Origin of the sequence: Derxia lacustris (assembly GCF_002105195.1) — a bacterium.
Taxonomy (GTDB): domain Bacteria; phylum Pseudomonadota; class Gammaproteobacteria; order Burkholderiales; family Burkholderiaceae_E; genus Derxia; species Derxia lacustris.
Map to the genome: position 1 here is coordinate 60,702 of NZ_MUHU01000010.1, position 16,037 is coordinate 76,738.

The 16,037-nt window shown below is 70.8% G+C and carries 18 protein-coding genes; 8 read left to right on the forward strand and 10 right to left on the reverse strand.

Annotated elements, in window-relative coordinates; genetic code table 11:
• Window positions 1–53: 53 nt before the first annotated feature.
• From B9P64_RS10365 to mltG, 3 genes are read right to left on the reverse strand one after another with little or no spacing between them, the layout of a single operon-like run.
• Complete coding sequence (locus B9P64_RS10365; protein ID WP_085316170.1) at window positions 54–1,148, reverse strand: hypothetical protein; 1,095 nt, start codon at window positions 1,146–1,148, stop codon at window positions 54–56.
• Entirely contained in the window at window positions 1,145–1,798 is a 654-nt protein-coding gene (gene tmk / locus B9P64_RS10370; protein ID WP_085316171.1) for a dTMP kinase, read from the reverse strand. The genes B9P64_RS10365 and tmk overlap by 4 nt, the downstream gene beginning before the upstream one ends.
• Window positions 1,795–2,832: an endolytic transglycosylase MltG gene (gene mltG, locus B9P64_RS10375; RefSeq protein WP_085316172.1), complete on the reverse strand. Its 1,038-nt coding sequence runs from the start codon at window positions 2,830–2,832 to the stop codon at window positions 1,795–1,797. The genes tmk and mltG overlap by 4 nt, the downstream gene beginning before the upstream one ends.
• Before the next feature lie 90 nt (window positions 2,833–2,922).
• On the opposite strand from mltG, the gene ygfZ reads away from it, so the two are divergent.
• The 3 genes from ygfZ to B9P64_RS10390 are packed head-to-tail and all read left to right on the forward strand — an operon-like array spanning window position 2,923 to window position 5,018.
• Window positions 2,923–3,882, forward strand: coding sequence for a CAF17-like 4Fe-4S cluster assembly/insertion protein YgfZ (gene ygfZ / locus B9P64_RS10380; RefSeq protein ID WP_176256792.1), 960 nt, complete (start codon window positions 2,923–2,925; stop codon window positions 3,880–3,882).
• A gap of 9 nt (window positions 3,883–3,891) precedes the next feature.
• Complete coding sequence (locus tag B9P64_RS10385) at window positions 3,892–4,185, forward strand: DUF4936 family protein (RefSeq protein WP_085316174.1); 294 nt, start codon at window positions 3,892–3,894, stop codon at window positions 4,183–4,185.
• A 17-nt stretch (window positions 4,186–4,202) separates the two neighbouring features.
• Window positions 4,203–5,018 (forward strand): NRDE family protein, encoded by an 816-nt coding sequence (locus B9P64_RS10390; protein ID WP_139826256.1) that lies wholly within the window; start codon window positions 4,203–4,205, stop codon window positions 5,016–5,018.
• Here the strand turns inward: B9P64_RS10390 and B9P64_RS10395 are convergent.
• From B9P64_RS10395 to ligA, 5 genes are all read right to left on the reverse strand, one after another.
• A complete protein-coding gene (locus B9P64_RS10395) occupies window positions 4,990–5,448 on the reverse strand; it encodes a GNAT family N-acetyltransferase (RefSeq protein WP_085316175.1) in 459 nt (152 codons plus the stop codon). The genes B9P64_RS10390 and B9P64_RS10395 overlap by 29 nt on opposite strands.
• 27 nt (window positions 5,449–5,475) lie before the next feature.
• Complete coding sequence (locus B9P64_RS10400) at window positions 5,476–6,459, reverse strand: alpha/beta hydrolase (RefSeq protein WP_085316176.1); 984 nt, start codon at window positions 6,457–6,459, stop codon at window positions 5,476–5,478.
• Between the two features lie 19 nt (window positions 6,460–6,478).
• Window positions 6,479–6,799 (reverse strand): hypothetical protein, encoded by a 321-nt coding sequence (locus B9P64_RS10405; RefSeq protein WP_085316177.1) that lies wholly within the window; start codon window positions 6,797–6,799, stop codon window positions 6,479–6,481.
• An 85-nt stretch (window positions 6,800–6,884) separates the two neighbouring features.
• On the reverse strand, window positions 6,885–7,418 hold the full coding sequence (gene def, locus B9P64_RS10410; protein WP_085316178.1) for a peptide deformylase: 534 nt from the start codon (window positions 7,416–7,418) through the stop codon (window positions 6,885–6,887).
• Window positions 7,419–7,431: 13 nt separating this feature from the next.
• Window positions 7,432–9,696: an NAD-dependent DNA ligase LigA gene (ligA, locus tag B9P64_RS10415; RefSeq protein ID WP_085316179.1), complete on the reverse strand. Its 2,265-nt coding sequence runs from the start codon at window positions 9,694–9,696 to the stop codon at window positions 7,432–7,434.
• 208 nt (window positions 9,697–9,904) lie between these two features.
• Between ligA and B9P64_RS10420 the strand changes: the two genes are divergently transcribed.
• On the forward strand, window positions 9,905–10,336 hold the full coding sequence (locus B9P64_RS10420; RefSeq protein ID WP_139826257.1) for a hypothetical protein: 432 nt from the start codon (window positions 9,905–9,907) through the stop codon (window positions 10,334–10,336).
• A 1-nt stretch (window position 10,337) separates the two neighbouring features.
• On the opposite strand, the gene B9P64_RS10425 is transcribed toward B9P64_RS10420, so the two are convergent.
• Entirely contained in the window at window positions 10,338–11,240 is a 903-nt protein-coding gene (locus B9P64_RS10425) for a LysR family transcriptional regulator (protein ID WP_085316181.1), read from the reverse strand.
• A gap of 112 nt (window positions 11,241–11,352) precedes the next feature.
• On the opposite strand from B9P64_RS10425, the gene B9P64_RS10430 reads away from it, so the two are divergent.
• The 3 genes from B9P64_RS10430 to B9P64_RS10440 all read left to right on the forward strand — a co-directional run bounded on the left by B9P64_RS10430 (window position 11,353) and on the right by B9P64_RS10440 (window position 14,487).
• Window positions 11,353–11,757, forward strand: a complete 405-nt coding sequence (locus B9P64_RS10430; RefSeq protein WP_085316182.1) for a heme-binding protein — start codon at window positions 11,353–11,355, stop codon at window positions 11,755–11,757.
• A 34-nt stretch (window positions 11,758–11,791) separates the two neighbouring features.
• Window positions 11,792–13,969, forward strand: a complete 2,178-nt coding sequence (locus tag B9P64_RS10435; protein ID WP_085316183.1) for a malate synthase G — start codon at window positions 11,792–11,794, stop codon at window positions 13,967–13,969.
• A 311-nt stretch (window positions 13,970–14,280) separates the two neighbouring features.
• Window positions 14,281–14,487 carry a hypothetical protein gene (locus tag B9P64_RS10440; RefSeq protein ID WP_085316184.1) on the forward strand — a complete coding sequence of 69 codons (207 nt, stop codon included), beginning with the start codon at window positions 14,281–14,283 and terminating at the stop codon, window positions 14,485–14,487.
• A gap of 7 nt (window positions 14,488–14,494) precedes the next feature.
• Here B9P64_RS10440 and B9P64_RS10445 read toward each other — a convergent pair whose 3' ends face one another.
• Entirely contained in the window at window positions 14,495–14,854 is a 360-nt protein-coding gene (locus B9P64_RS10445; RefSeq protein ID WP_085316352.1) for a translation initiation factor Sui1, read from the reverse strand.
• Between the two features lie 272 nt (window positions 14,855–15,126).
• On the opposite strand from B9P64_RS10445, the gene B9P64_RS10450 reads away from it, so the two are divergent.
• Window positions 15,127–16,032 (forward strand): RibD family protein, encoded by a 906-nt coding sequence (locus B9P64_RS10450; RefSeq protein ID WP_217808677.1) that lies wholly within the window; start codon window positions 15,127–15,129, stop codon window positions 16,030–16,032.
• Window positions 16,033–16,037 lie beyond the last annotated feature (5 nt).

A 16,037-nucleotide genomic window follows, 5' to 3' on the forward strand; every position in this document is an offset into this window, starting at 1 on the left:
GAAATCCGGCCGGGGCGATTGTGCCGGCCGGGGTAGCAAATCGGTAGACGGCTTCAGGCATCGCCGAACAGCGCGACATAGCGTCCAAGGCAATCTTCGAGAAACAGGGCAATGCCGAGTGGCTGGCGTGCATGGCGCGCCGCCTCGGTGAGCCAGCGCGCGTAGTCGAGCGCGCGATGCAGGCTGGTGCGGCCGGCCAGCCGGGCCAGCTGCGCCGAGCGCGCCGGATGGTAGCGCAGGCTGTCGGCGCTGCCGGCGCCGATCAGGTCGCGTATCCAGCCCTGGAGCCAGCCGACCACGGTGCCCAGGTCGGCGGCGAAGGCGGCGGCGCTGCGCGGCGCATCGCGGTCGGCGCGGCGCAGCTCGGTCTCGATGCTGCGGGCCAGCGCGGGAATGTCGAGCGCCGCCGGATCGGCCAGCGCGTCATGCAGCCGCGCGGCGGTCGCGGCGATGGGGCTTTGCGCGAGCGCGAGCGCGGTGAACGGCGCCTGATCGGCCAGCGCCAGAAAGGCGGCGTCGCGGCCCGCGCCGTGCTCGGCCCACCAGGCGGCGGCCGCAGTTGCATCGGGCGCGGCCAGCGCCACCGCCTGGCAGCGCGAGCGCACCGTGGGCAGCAGCCGGTCGAGCGTGTCGGCCAGCAGCACGAAGACGAGGCCGGGCGGCGGTTCTTCGAGCGTCTTGAGCAGGGTGTTGGCGGCGACATGGTTCATCGCGTCGGCCGGATAGAGCAGCGCGACGCGCAGGCCGCCGCGATGCGAGGCGATGGCGGCGAAGTCGGCGAGCCGGCGGATCGTGTCCACGTTGATCTCGCGCGACAGCCGCTTGCCGGCACCCTCGCCTTCATCGGCGCCGGCGTCGGCCGGGTCGGCATCGCCTTCCACATGCTCGAACCAGGCCGAGCGGAACAGCTTGAGGTCGGGATGGCTGCCGGCCGCGCCGAGCCGGCAGGACACGCAGCTGCCGCAGGCTTGCAGCGCGGCCGGCGGGTTTTCGCAGAGCAGCGCGGCAGCCACGGCGCGCGCGAAATCGCGCCGGCCGGTGCCGGGCTTGCCGTGCAGCAGCAGCGCATGCGGCCAGTTGCCGCGCGCGCGCAGCTCGGCGAGGCGGACGAGCGCCGGCGCATGCCAGGGCTGGATGGCGCCGGTCATGCGCGCCCTGCCCGGTCGAGCGCCAGATCGATGTCGGCGGCGACTTCCTCCGGCGTGCGGGCCGCGTCGATGACCAGGAAGCGCGCCGGATCGGCGACGACGCGGGCGCGGTAGCCGGCGCGCACCCGCTCGAAGAAGGCGAGGTCTTCGGCCTCGAAGCGGTCGGCGGCGCGGGCGGCGGCGCGGCGCGCGGCGGCGATGGCCGGATCGAGATCGAACAGCAGCGTCAGATCGGGCTGAAAGCCGTCGAGCGCAAAGCGTTCCAGCAGCGCCAGCCGGGCAACATCGAGGCCGCGGCCGGCGCCCTGATAGGCAAAGGTCGCATCGGCGAAGCGGTCGGACACGACCCAGTCGCCGCGCGCCAGCGCCGGCTCGATGAGCGCGGCCACATGCTCGTGGCGCGCCGCAAACATCAGCAGCGCCTCGGTATCGGGATGCATCGGCTCGGTCAGCAGCAGATCGCGCAGCCGCTCGCCGAGCGGCGTGCCGCCGGGTTCGCGCGTGAGGACGACGGCGCGCGCCGGACCGGATTCGGCGGCGAACCGCGCTCGCAACGCCGCGACGAAGCGTGCCAGATGGGTCGACTTGCCGGCGCCGTCGATGCCTTCAAAGCTGATGAAGCGCCCGCGCGCTGGTGTGGAAGACGTCATGGTCGGTTGCGCCGCAGATAGCGATCGACGGCGCGCTGATGCTGTTCGAGGGTGTCGGAGAAAACGCTGCTGCCGTCGCCGCGCGACACGAAATACAGCGCACTGCCCGGCTCGGGATGCAGCGCGGCCTGAAGCGCGGCGGCGCCGACCAGCGCGATGGGCGTGGGCGGGAGGCCGGTGCGGGTATAGCTGTTGTAGGGCGTGTCCGCCAGCAGATCGCGGCGCCGCAGATTGCCGTCGAATGCCGCGCCAAGGCCGTAGATGACGCTCGGGTCCGTCTGAAGGGGCATGCCGATGCGCAAGCGGTTGTGGAACACCGTGGAGATGCGGCCGCGATCGCCGGCCAGTCCGGTCTCCTTCTCGATCAGGCTGGCCAGCACCAGCGCCTGATAGGGCGTGGCGACGATCTCGCCCGGCGCACGCCCGGCCCACGCTTCGGTGAGGCGCTTGCGCAACAGCTCATGCGCCTGACGCAACAGCGCGACCTCGCCGCTCATGCGCGCAAACCGGTAGGTCTCGGGGAAGAACAGCCCTTCGGCGCCGAGCGGCTCGGCCGGCAGCCCGGGCAGGCTGCGCGCGCCGACGGCGTCGATCAGCTCGGCGTCGGCCAGACCGGCGCTGTCGTGCGTCAGGTCGGCACTGCGCGCGAGCAGTTCGCGCAGCTGTTGCAGCGTCCAGCCTTCCACCAGCGTGATCTGGGCGTAAGCCACGTCGCCGCGCGCCAGCTTTTGCAGCAGCGCCCAGGGCGTGATGCCGGGCTCGGCGTCATAGCTGCCGGCCTTGAGTCGCGGCGCATTGCCGCTCAGCTTGGCCAGCGCCGCGAACGCCAGCGCATTGGCGCCGGTCGAACGCTCGACCTGGGCTGCCACGCCGCGCAGTCCCTGGCCGGCGGCGATGTCGAGCCGGCGCGGCCGGGGATCGTCGTTGATCGGGCCGAACACCCAGGCCGCCGCCCCGAGCGCGAACAGCAGCGGCAAGGCGGCAAGCAGAACGGGCCAGCGGCGGATGCGGCGGCGGCGATCAGCGGCGGCCATCGGCGGAAATGGGAGTGATTCGCAACATGGAGGCCTATGATAGATTTTTCTCTTAACCCTTCTTGCAACCCCGTTACCCAGAGAGCCGCCATGAGCCAGCCCGCGACCGCCGATGTGCAGAACCCTGCCGCCGAATTCGAAGCGACCTACGCGCGCCGCCCATTGGGCGCCGCGCTCGACCATCTTGGTGTCGTGCGGGTGAGCGGTGCCGACGCCAGCAGCTTTTTGCAAACCCAGTTCACCAACGAAGTCGCCAAGCAGACCGGCGTCGCCGCGCTCAACGGCTACTGCACCAACAAGGGCCGGCTGCTCGCCACCTTCGTGCAATGGACGGTGACTATCGACGGCGCGCTCGAATGGCGGCTGGTGCTGGCCAAGGAACTGGTGCCGGCCTTCGTCAAGCGGCTGTCGATGTTCGTGCTGCGCGCCAAGGTCAAGATCGAGGACATCAGCGCGACCACGCCGCTGGCCGGCCTGCTGCTGGCCGACACGCCGGCCGACTGGCCCGCCAGCGCCTACGGCATCGGTGCCGCCGGCAGCGTGGTGCGGCTGGCCGATGCGCTCGGTCGTGCGCGCTTTCTGGTGGCCGGCGACGTTGCCGCGCCCGAGGCCGAAGCCGTGCCGGCCGACGTGTGGCGCCTGCTCGACATCGACGCCGGCATCGCGCGCGTGACCCAGCCGACGCAGGAAGCCTTCGTGCCGCAGATGATCAATTTCGAGCTGGTCGGCGGCGTCAACTTCAAGAAGGGCTGCTATCCGGGCCAGGAAGTCGTCGCGCGCAGCCAGTACCTGGGCAAGCTGCGCCGCCGCAGCTTTCTGGTGCGTGCCGATGCGGCCGAGGGCATTGCCGCCGGCGCGCCGGTCGAGCAGCCGGGTCAGGCCGATCCGATCGGCGTGGTGGTCGAGGCGGCGCCCAACTGCGTCGGCTCGCTCGATCTGCTGATCGAGACCACGGTCGGCGCCATCGACGGCACGCTCACCGTGGCCGGCAAGCCGCTGGTGCGCATGGAACTGCCGTACAAGCTGCCGTCCGAGCAACAGGCCGCCTGAGACCGGCCCGTGGCGCGCGCCCACCTCTACATCTATTTCAAGGTTCGCGCGGGCCAGGAAGCGGCGGCGCAGCGTCTGGCCGCCGCCCGCTTCGATGCCGTGCGCGCCCTGCTCGCGGCGCCGCCCGTCCTGCTGCACCGCGCCGATCCGGCGCGCGCCGTCACCTGGATGGAAAGCTACGACTGCGCCGCCCCGCCCGAGTCGGTGGCTGGCATCCTCGCCGGTCTGTCCGACGATCCCGGCTGCCGCGACGGCGACCGGCATGTCGAAATCTTCATCCCCTTCGAGCCGCCCACGCCCTGACCCTACCGGAGCCGCCGATGTGCCTGATCGTGCTCGACTGGCGCCCCGAGGCGCGGCAAGGCCATCGGCTGATCGTGGCGGCCAATCGCGACGAGTTCCATCACCGGCCGGCGCGCCCGCTCCAGTTCTGGCCCGGGCGCGAGCACATCCTGGCCGGCATCGACGACGGTGCGGCGGCCGAGGACGGCCTGCCCGGCACCTGGATGGGCGTGACCCGCTCGGGCCGGTTTGCCGCGCTCACCAACTTCCGCGCGCCGCGCGAGCGCAATCCCGACGCCAGCACGCGCGGCCGGCTGGTGAGCGACTTTCTCGCCGGCACGCTGACGCCGGCCGAATACCTGCTCGATGTGCAGGCGCGCTCGGGTCGCTACAACGGCTTCAATCTGCTGGTCGGCAGCACGCTCGGTCCCGAGCCACAGCTGTGGTGGCATTCCAACCGCTCGGGCCATGCGCCGCAGCGGCTGCGGCCCGGGCTCTACGGCCTGTCGAATGCGCTGCTCGACACGCCCTGGCCCAAGCTCCGGATTGCCGTCGGCCGCATGCTCTGCGCGCTGGCCGCCGGCAGCGGCCGCAACGCGCTGTTCGGCCTGCTGGCCGACGACACGCCGGCCGCCGACGAAGACCTGCCGCGCACCGGCGTCACGCTGGCGCGCGAGCGGCTGCTGTCGGCGGCCTTCATCCGCAGCGACGACTACGGCACCCGCGCCAGCCAGCTGCTCGACATCGGCGCCAACGGCCGTATCGACTACCGCGAGCGCAGCTTTCTGCCCGAACTCGGCCCCGACGTGTTCGAGGCGCGCGAATTCAGCTTTCAGGCCTTGCAGGTGGAGTGAGCTCGCGCCGCATGGTGACGTGGACGATGCCGGCTTCCAGATACTCGGCGCCGACGGCGGCAAAGCCGGCGCGCTCGTAAAAGCCGCGCGCCGTCACCTGGGCATGCAGCTCGGCGATGCGGTCGCCGCGCGCTGCTGCCGCCGCGACCATGGTTTCGAGCACGCGGCGGCCGGTGCCCTGGCCGCGCTGCGAGGCCTCGACCGCCATGCGGCCGATGGCGGCGACGCCGTCCACCGAAGGCAGCAGGCGCGCGGTCGCCACCGGCAGGCCGCTCGCGTCGCGCGCCAGCGCATGCAGGCAGAGCGGGTCCATCTCGTCGAGTTCCATGTCGGCCGGCACGCCCTGCTCGTCGACGAACACGCGCCAGCGGATGCCGAGCGCGGCGGCATGCAGGCGTTCCCAGGGGCCGGTTTCGACGGTGATGGTCATGGCGGTGGCGGTTTGAAGTGGATGGCGTCAGTCGCCGAAGGCGCGCCGCAGCGCATCGACGGCATGCTGATGGGCAAGCCTGGCGGCATCGACATAGCCGCCCATCGCGAAGAAGTTGTGGACCATGCCGGCGTAGAAGCGCAGCTCGGTCGCCACGCCCTCGGCTTGCAGCCGGCGCGCATAGGCCACGCCCTCGTCGACCAGCGGATCGAATTCGGCGACGCCGATCCAGGCCGGCGCCACGCCGGCAAGCCGCTCGGCGATCAGCGGCGCAAAGCGCCAGTCGGCACGCGCGGCCGGATCGGTCAGGTAATGGCCAAAGAACCAGAGGATGGTCTTGCGCGTGAGCAGAAAGCCGTCGCCCAGGCGCAGATGCGATTCGGTGTCCTGATGCGCATCGGTGCCCGGATAGATGAGCAGTTGCAGCGCCAGCGGCAGGCCGGCGTCGCGCGCGGCGATGGCGCAGGCCGCCGCCAGCGTGCCGCCGGCCGAATCGCCGCCGATGGCGATCCGGGCCGCATCCAGCCCGTAGCTGCCGGCGCTGGCGGCGAAATGCGCCAGCGCATCCCAGGCGTCCTCGAAGGCGGCCGGGAACACATGCTCGGGCGCCAGCCGGTAATCGACCGAAGCCACGGCGCAGCCGGCGCCGCTGCACAGCCGCCGCACGATGCGGTCGTGCGTGGCCGGCGAGCCGACCGTGAAGCCGCCGCCATGCAGGTAGATGAGCAGCGGCAGCGGCGCGGTCCAGTCCGGCTCGCGCGGCCAGTAGAGCTGCACGCCGATCTCGCCGCCATCGCGACGCGGCAGCGCGAGCGACTCGACCGCATGCACCGGCAGCGGCGCGATGTCGAGGATGCGGGCCGAGCGCTCGAAGGCGGCGCGCGACTTGACCGCGCCCAGCTCGTCGAACGGCGTGTGGCGCGCGCGCCCGACCATGCGCAGGATGTCGGCAATCTGCGGATCGAGATGGCCGCTCGCGCCCAGATCGGCATGGAAGACGTGGCGGCTCATCGCGCCGCCCCGCTCGGCATCACACCCGCGTCAGCACCATGCCCACGCAGCTGAACACGCCGCCGATCAGCGTCACCACCGACACGCGCACCAGCCAGATCGCGTTCGGCACCCGCTCCTTGCGCCACCACAGCCCCAGCAGCAGCAGGATCAGCCCGACCTTGGCCAGCGACCAGGCGCGCGACTCGCCGGGCAGCAGCGCCATTGCATTGCGGCTCACCACCATGCGCGCCTCGCCCCAGATGACGGCGAGCACCGCCTGCACCAACAGGCCGCCGAGCAGCAGCAGCACCACGGCCAGCAGCAGCCGGCCCAGCCAGAGTTCGGGATCGAACTTCACTTGCGCTTCCCCCGCGCGAGCGCCGCCGCGCCGGGGCTGGCGCGCAAGCGTCGCGCAACATGAGATGAGCGTAGGCGTCCACGGTTCAGTCGTCCGCCTGAAGAACACCCGGAAACAGCAGGTCATTGAAGCCAAAGCGCGTGAAATCGACGATGCGCATCGGATAGAGCACGCCGTCGAGGTGGTCGCATTCGTGCTGCACCACGCGCGCATGAAAGCCCTCGGCGATGCGGTCGATCGGCTGGCCGAGTTCGTCGAAGCCGGTGTAGCGCAGCCGGGTATGGCGCGGCACCGCGCCGCGCAGGCCGGGCACGCTCAGGCAGCCTTCCCAGCCGTCTTCCAGGTTGTCGTCGAGGAAGGTGATGACCGGGTTGACCAGCACGGTGCGCGGCACCGCGGCCTGATCCGGATAGCGCGGATTGGCCTCGCCGGTGCCGAAGATGACCACGCGCAGATCGACGCCGATCTGCGGCGCGGCCAGGCCCACGCCCGAGGCGGCGGCCATGGTGTCGCGCATGTCGGCGAGCAGCGCGTGGAGTTCGGGCGTGTCGAAGGCTTCGACCGGGCGGGCGGTGCGCAGCAGGCGGGCGTCGCCCATGCGCAGGATTTCGCGGATCACGATTGGCGTCCTTTCAGGTGGCGGCGAGGAGGGCCAGCAATGCGTCTTCGTCGAGCACGGGCACGTCGAGTTCCAGCGCCTTGGCGAGCTTGCTGCCGGCTTCGGCGCCGGCCACGACATAGCTGGTCTTCTTGGAGACCGAGCCGCTGACCTTGCCGCCGGCGGCCTCGATGCGTTCCTTGGCGTCCTCGCGCGTGAGCGTGGGCAGCGTGCCGGTGAGCACGAAGGTCTTGCCGGCCAGCGCGGTGCCGGCCGGGCCGGTGCCGGGCGCGGATTCGTCCCAGCTCACGCCGTTGGCGCGCAGCAGCTCGATGGCGGTGCGGTTGTGCGGCTCAGAGAAGAAATGCGCGATGGATTCGGCCACGACCGGGCCCACGTCGCGCACGGCGGACAGGCGCGGGAAGGGTTGCGCGGCCTTGACGCGCGCGCGCCTGGCCGGCTTGGCGGCGGGCTCGGCGCTGGCGAACAGGTCGCCGGTGGTGGCGGGTTCGCCGGCGGTGGCGCTGTCCGGCTCGGTCGCGGCGGCGTCCGTAGCGGCATCGGCCGGGCCAGCACCGCCCTCGCCCGCCACGCCGGCGCCGCCGGCCAGTCCCACGCCCTGCGCCTTGGCCTCGGCATCGTCCGCCTCGGCCGCCTCGATGAGCTTGTCGAGCGCGCCGAAATGCCGCGCCAGATCCTTGGCCGTCTGCTCGCCGACCTGCCGGATGCCCAGGCCGAAGATGAAGCGCGCGAGCGTGGTGCGCTTCGATTTCTCGATCGCGTCGACCAGGTTCTGCGCCGACTTCTCGCCCATGCGCTCCAGCGCGACCAGATTGAGCAGGCCCAGATTGAACAGATCGGCCGGCGTGCGGACGATGCCGGCGTCGACCAGCTGATCGACCACCTTCTCGCCCAGCCCTTCGATGTCGAGCGCGCGGCGCTGGGCAAAGTGCAGCAGCGCCTGCTTGCGCTGGGCCGGGCAGACCAGCCCGCCAGTGCAGCGCAGCACCGCCTCGTCATCGCCGCGATAGGCGGCCGAATGGCAGATCGGGCATTCGGTCGGCATGACGAACTGCGGCAGCTCGGTCGTGCGCCGCTCGGCCAGCACGCCGACGATTTCTGGAATCACGTCGCCGGCGCGCCGCACGATGACCACATCGCCCACGCGCACGTCCTTGCGCCGGATCTCGTCCTCGTTGTGCAGCGTCGCGTTGGTCACGGTCACGCCGCCGACGAATACCGGCGCCAGTCGCGCCACCGGCGTCAGCGCGCCGGTGCGGCCGACCTGGATCTCGATGCCCTCGACCGTGGTGGTCTGCTCCTGCGGCGGATATTTGTGCGCCACCGCCCAGCGCGGTTCGCGCGCCACAAAGCCCAGGTCGCGTTGCAGCGCGAGCCGGTTGACCTTGTAGACCACGCCGTCGATGTCGAACGGCAGCTCGGCGCGCTTGTTGGCAATGCCCTCGTAGAACGCGACCAGCTCGGCGCCGCCGCTGGCCACGGCGCGGTCGGCGCAGACCGGCAGGCCGAAGGCCGCGATGGCGTCGAGCAAGCCCGCATGCGTGGCCGGCTCGGTCCAGCCGATCACCTCGCCAAGGCCGTAGGCAAAGAAGCTCAGCGTGCGCTGCGCGGTGATGGCCGGATCGAGCTGGCGCAGGCTGCCGGCCGCCGCATTGCGCGGATTGACGAAGGTCTTGGCATCGGCCGCCGCCTGGCGCTGGTTGAGCGCCGCAAAGTCGTCATGCCGCATGTAGACCTCGCCGCGAATCTCGATCACCTCGGGCGCGGCGCCGGCCAGCCGGGCCGGAATCGCGCGCACGGTGCGGATATTGGCCAGCACGTTGTCGCCGGTGCTGCCGTCGCCACGGGTCGCGGCGCTCACCAGCAGGCCGCGCTCATAGCGCAGGTTGATCGCGAGGCCGTCGAACTTGAGTTCGGCCGCGTACTCGACCGCCGGATCGGCGTCGCCGAGGCCCAGTTCGCGCCTTACCCGCGCATCGAAGGCGAGCGCGCCGGCCGGGCCGTGCTCGGTCTCGGTGCGGATCGACAGCATCGGCACCGCATGCGTGACCGGCTCGAAGCCGCCGCTGGCCTTGCCGCCGACGCGCCGGGTCGGCGAATCGGCCGTGGCCAGCTCCGGATGGGCGGCTTCGAGCGCCTGCAATTCGCGGAAGGCGGCGTCGTATTCGGCGTCGGTCGCGAGCGGTTCGGCGCGCTCGTAATAGGCGGCGTCGAGCCGGAGGATGAGGTCGCGCAGCTCGGCTGCGCGCTCGGCGGGAGTGGGTGTGGCGGCGTTCATTGGGCGGCGAGTTTAGCGGCGGGCCCGGGGCGGCCGATCGGGGTGGCGGCGGACGGTTCCGGCCTCGCATGAGCGGGTGCTTGCATCCCGTGATGTGGCATGGCGTTTGCGCTGGCGCAGTTTCTTGTCATGAAGTGGGATTTAGTCTCACGCGCCGTTGCAAGTCGTTTCCTCTTGCTCAAGTCCCTGTTTTGCGAGTGTCGTCGTCATGAATTCCCTGCTGCTTCCTGTTCATCTCTGCGCCATCGGCGTCTGGCTCGGCTGCTTCTTTACCGATGCGCTATGCGCTCGAGTGGCCCCGTCCGGCGGCTGCCGGCAGATGGAGTTGCTGGCGAGCGCGCAGCGGCGCGGCGATCTGCTGATCGAGCTGCCGGCCTTCTTCGTGATGGGCGTGACCGGCCTGCTGATGCTGCCCGAGGCCGATCCGGGGCCGCTGCTGCATCTCAAGCTGGCGGTGGCGCTGGTGGCCATCGCCACCAATCTGCAAAGCACGCGGCTGGTGTTCCGGCGTGCCGAAGCGGCCGAAGCGGCCCGCGCCGACGAGTTCCTGCGCATCGGCCAGCGCCAGCGCCAGGTTGGCGCGGTGGTGCTGGCGGCGGTGATCGCCGGCGCAGGGCTGGAGCTGATCGGCCAGTTCTGAATCACGCCGGCAGGCGGCCGTCGCCATAGGCGCCGCGCAACCAGTCGATCCAGGCCCGCACCCGCGCCGGCAGATGCTTGCGCTGCGGCACCACCGCATAGATGCCGTTCGGCGGCGCGGCAAAGTCGGCCAGCACCGCCACCAGCGCGCCGCTGGCCAGATCGTCTTCCACCTCCCACAGGCTGCGCCACGCCAGGCCGTGGCCGGCGCGCGCCCAGTCGGTGATGGCCGAGGCGTCGGAGCAGTCGAGCACGCTAGCCACCTTCACCGCCCGCGTGCCGCCGCGCGCGCCGGCAAACAGCCAGGGCCGCACGCCGCCCGGCCCGCTCAGGCCCAGGCAATCGTGATTGCGCAATTCATCCGGCGAGGTCGGCAGGCCGCGTCGCGCCAGATAGCCGGGCGCCGCCACCACCAGCCGCCGGTTCTCGGCCAGCTTGAAGCTGACCAGCGACGAATCGGGCAGATCGCCGATGCGGATGCCGCAGTCGTAGCCGTCGTGCACCAGATCGACGATGCGGTCGGTCAGGTCGAGCGCAAAGCTCAATCCCGCATGCGCCTGCACGAAGCCCGGCACCCACGGCGCCACATGCTTGCGTCCGAAGCCGGCCGGCGCCGTCACGCGCAGATGGCCGCCGACGCGCCCACCGCCGGCGCTGACCGCCGCCTCCACCGCCTCAAGATCGGCGAGCACGCGCTGCACGTCTTCAAGAAACGCGCTGCCCTCGGCGGTGAGCGACAGCCGCCGCGTGGTGCGCTGAAACAGCCGCACGCCGAGCCGCGCCTCCAGCGCATCGAGCCGGCGGCCGATCACCGCCGGCACCACGCCCTCGGCGCCGGCCGCCGCCGCGAGCGTTCCGCGATTTGCGACTGCAACAAAAGTCTGCAACTGCTTGAGCTGGTCCATGCTGGATTGCCCGTGTGATTGATGACTTAAAAGTCAATTATCCAGTGCCGCGAGCGCTCTATTGCGAATCTTCCGTAGCAGTTAAATTCGCGCCTCCCAGAAGGAGAAATTCATGCAGACCAAGCCCGTCCTGACCGTTTCCGACATCGACAAGATCCTGGCCGCCGCGCGCGCCGAAGCCCTCGCCAATGGCTGGGCGGTATCGATCGCGGTGGTGGACGACGGCGGGCATGCGCTCGGCCTGGTGCGGCTCGACGGCGCCGCGCCGCTGAGCGCCTACATCAGCACCGAGAAGGCGCGCACCGCCGCGCTTGGCCGGCGCGAAAGCAAGGTCTACGAAGACATGATCAACGGCGGCCGCACGTCCTTCCTGTCGGCGCCGGTGCTGCAAGGCATGCTCGAAGGCGGCGTGCCCATCGTCATCGACGGCGCGGTGATCGGCGCCGTGGGCGTGTCGGGCGTCAAGTCGAACGAAGACGCGCAGATCGCCAAGGCCGGCATCGCCGCGCTCGGCTGAGCCCAGAACAACAACCCGATTCGAGGAGAAAGCAATGACCCAACGCACCCAGGTGCATGGCCTGCAAGTGGCCACCGAGCTGTACGACTTCGTCAACGACCGTGTGCTGCCCGATACCGGCATCGACCCGGCGGCGTTCTGGAAGGGCTTCGACGCCATCGTCGCCGACCTGGCGCCCAAGAACATCGCGCTGCTGGCCGAACGCGACCGGCTGCAAACCGAGCTCGACGGCTGGCACCGCGCCCATCCGGGCCCCATCGCCGACGCCGCCGGCTACCGCGCCTTTCTTGAACAGATCGGCTATCTGCTGCCGCAGCCGGCCGAGGTGAAGGCCACGACGCAGAACGTGGACACCGAACTCGCCGAGCAGGCCGGCCCGCAGCTGGTCGTGCCCATCCTGAACGCGCGCTACGCGCTCAACGCCGCCAATGCGCGCTGGGGCTCGCTGTACGACGCGCTCTACGGCACCGACGCGCTGCCCGAGGACGACGGCGCCACCCGTGCCGGCGGCTACAACCCGGTGCGCGGCGCCAAGGTCATCGAGTTCGCGCGCAACTTCCTCGACGCCTCGGTGCCGCTGGCGAGCGGCTCGCACAAGGACAGCACCGGCTACTCGGTCGAGAGCGGCAAGCTGGTCGTCGCACTCAAGAACGGCGACAAGACTGGCCTCGCCACGCCGGCCGCCTTCATCGGCTACCAGGGCGACGCTGCCGCGCCGAAGTCGATCCTGCTCAAGCACAACGGCCTGCACATCGACGTGATCGTCGACCGCAGCACCGCCATCGGCAAGACCGATGCGGCCGGCGTGTCCGACGTGATCCTCGAAGCCGCGATCTCGACCATCCTCGACCTGGAAGACTCGGTCGCCGTGGTGGATGCCGAGGACAAGGTCGTGGCCTACGGCAACTGGCTCGGTCTGGTGCAGGGCACGCTGGTGGAAGAAGTCGCCAAGGGCGGCAAGACCTTCACGCGCACGCTCAACGCCGACCGCAAGTACACCGGCGCCAGCGGCGGCGAAGTGACGCTGCATGGCCGCTCGCTGCTGTTCCTGCGCAACGTCGGCCATCTGATGACCAACCCGGCCATCCTCTACGGCGACGGCAAGGAAATCCCCGAAGGCGTGATGGATGCGGTCATCACCACCGCCATCGCGCTGCACGACATCAAGCGCAAGGGCAACTCGCGCACCGGTTCGGTCTACATCGTCAAGCCCAAGATGCACGGCCCGAAGGAAGTGGCGTTCGCGGTCGAGATCTTCGACCGCGTCGAGCAGCTGCTCGGCCTGCCCAAGAACACGGTCAAGCTCGGGATCATGGACGAGGAGCGCCGCACCTCGGTCAACCTCAAGGCCTGCATCGCCGAGGCCGCCGCGCGCGTCGCCTTCATCAACACCGGCTTCCTCGACCGCACAGGCGACGAGATGCATACCGCCATGCAGGCCGGCCCGATGATCCGCAAGGGCGACATGAAGACCAGCGCCTGGATCACCAGCTACGAGCGCAACAACGTGCTGGTGGGCCTGAGCTGCGGCCTGCGCGGCAAGGCGCAGATCGGCAAGGGCATGTGGGCCATGCCCGACCTGATGGCCGCCATGCTCCAGCAGAAGATTGCCCATCCCAAGGCCGGCGCCAACACCGCCTGGGTGCCCTCGCCCACGGCCGCGACGCTGCATGCGCTGCACTACCACCAGATCGACGTGCAGGCCGTGCAGCAGGAGCTGGAAAAGATCGACGCCAACGGCGAGCGCGACACGCTGCTGGCCGGTCTGCTGACCGTGCCCGTGGCCGCCGAAGCCAAGTGGAGCGCCGAGGAAGTGCAGCAGGAGCTGGACAACAACGCGCAGGGCATCCTCGGTTACGTGGTGCGCTGGGTCGATCAGGGCGTCGGCTGCTCCAAGGTGCCCGACATCCACAACGTGGGCCTGATGGAAGACCGCGCGACGCTGCGCATCAGCAGCCAGCACATCTGCAACTGGCTGCACCACGGCGTGACCAACGAGGCGCAGGTCAAGGCCACGTTCGAGCGCATGGCGGCGGTGGTCGATGGCCAGAACGCGGGCGATCCGCTCTACAAGCCGATGGCCGGCAATTTCGCCACGTCGGCGGCGTATCAGGCGGCGCTTGACCTCGTCTTCAAGGGCAAGGAACAGCCGAGCGGCTATACCGAGCCGCTGCTGCACGCCTGGCGCCTCAAGGTGAAGGCTGGCGCGTAAGGCGCTCGCCGCCCTTCCCTGCCTCAGTCGAAAAGCCCCGTCCGGGAAACCGGCGGGGCTTTTTCATTGCCCGATCCAGCCCCCGGCTTGCTGACTCGGTTTCGACAACCGATCAGCCGTTGTGAATGCCGATGGCCTTTGCAGGCCTGGAAATTTGTTTTCGAGCTTAGGCTAAGGCTCGACGCAGGTAACCGGCCGAGTCATCCAGGGACAGCCGCCGCCGCGATCCGCATGCTCGACCGCCTGACTGCCGCGCAAGCCGACGCCATCCGGCGCTGCGGAAATCGCGCGGCACGCACCGGAGAAAACCCATGCGCATGAAGAACCCGTTCATGAGCCTGTGGCTGAGCGCAGCCAACAGCGTCATCGGCAAGGCACGCGGACAGGCGACCACCGCCGCACGCCGCAGCGCTGCCGGCATCCAGACCCAGATGACCAAGCAGATCGTCGATTTCTGGACCGGCGCGGCGCTCAAGAAAAAGCCCGCCACGCGGCGGCGCAAGACCCCGACCCGCTGATTGCGGCTCAGCCCCCGGCCCGCTTCGCCACGAAGCCTTCGGCCTTGAGCAGCTCGACCACCCGCTCGGCGTGGTCACCCTGGATTTCGAGCACGCCGTCCTTGACCGTGCCGCCCGTGCCGCAGGCGCTGCGCAGTTTCTTGCCGAGTGCGGCGAGCGCCTCGGCATCGAGCGCGAGGCCGCGCACCAGGGTCACGGTCTTGCCGCCGCGCCCCTTGCTCTCGCGGCTGACCCGGGCGACGCCGTCGCCCTTGAGCGCGGCCGCCGCGCGCGCGGCGCATGCGCAGCCGGCCAGCGGCTGGCGACAGGCCGGGCACATGCGCCCGCTTTCGGTGGAATAGACGAGTCCGCCTTCCGATTTGCGCATTCCGATGTTCTCCATGAGCGTTGCGGGCCGGAGTTTGGCCCAGCCGGCGCGCAACTCGCGCCGAGGCATGCTGTCTGCGCAGCAGCCGCGCCTGCCAAACCGACAGCGTCGGCGCCAAAGCCAGCAGCGCGCGCTGCGGCGCGGCAGCCCGGCGCAGACGGCCGGCGCCGGCGCGCGCGGGTCCGGCGCTTGCATCCTCGGCCCGCCCCGCGCCAGCGGCGGCACTGGCCAGCGGAGCCCCGCCCCTCCCATTTCAGGCAGCCTCACCACCGATGACCGCACCCGCACCGATCCCCCTGCCGCGCCCGCTGGCCATGACCGTCGACCGGCTCTGGCCGCTGTGTCTGGCGATCGCCGATGCGCGCCGCAATGGCGCGACGCTGTCGGCGGCGGCACCGGGCCTGCGCCGCTGCGCCGAGACCGGCTGGCAGCTCGACGGCGCGCGCGATGCCGCCGCGCAGGCGCTGTTCGAGCTGTTCAAGCCGCTGCTCGACCGGCCGGCCGACGGCCCGGCCTGGGTCATCGGCCAGCTCGGCCAGAGCCTGGACGGCTGCGTGGCGACCCGCTCGGGCGATTCCTGCTTCGTCAACGGCGCCGAGAACATCGTCCATCTGCATCGGCTGCGCGCGCTGAGCGATGCGGTGCTGGTCGGCGGCGCCACGGTGGTGGCCGACGATCCGCAGCTCACCACGCGCCGAGTGGCCGGGCCGAGTCCGGTGCGGGTGCTGCTCGATCCGGCGCTGCGGCTGGCCGGCCGGGTGAGCAGCGCCCGGCTGTTCACCGACGGTCAGGCCGCGACGCTGTGGCTGTGCGATGCGCGCTGGCGGCTGGAGGCGATGGCGCTGGTCGGGCCGCAGCGGGTGCTGGCGGTGCCCGGGCTGCTCGGCGCCGACGGCCAGCCGCAGCTGGCGCTGGCGCTGGCGGCGCTCAAGGCGCGCGGGCTGCCGGTGGTGTTTGTGGAAGGCGGCGGCATCACGGTGTCGCGCTTTCTGGTGCAGGGCTGTCTCGACCGGCTGCATATCGCGGTGGCGCCGGTGCTCATCGGCGATGGCCGGCCGGGGCTGAGCTTTGCCGGCCCGGCGCGGCTGGCCGATTGCCCGCGCCCGCCCTGCCGGGTGTTCGCGATGGGCCCGGACCAGCTCTGGGACCTCGACCTGGCGGCCAGCCGTTTGGCCTGAGTTTT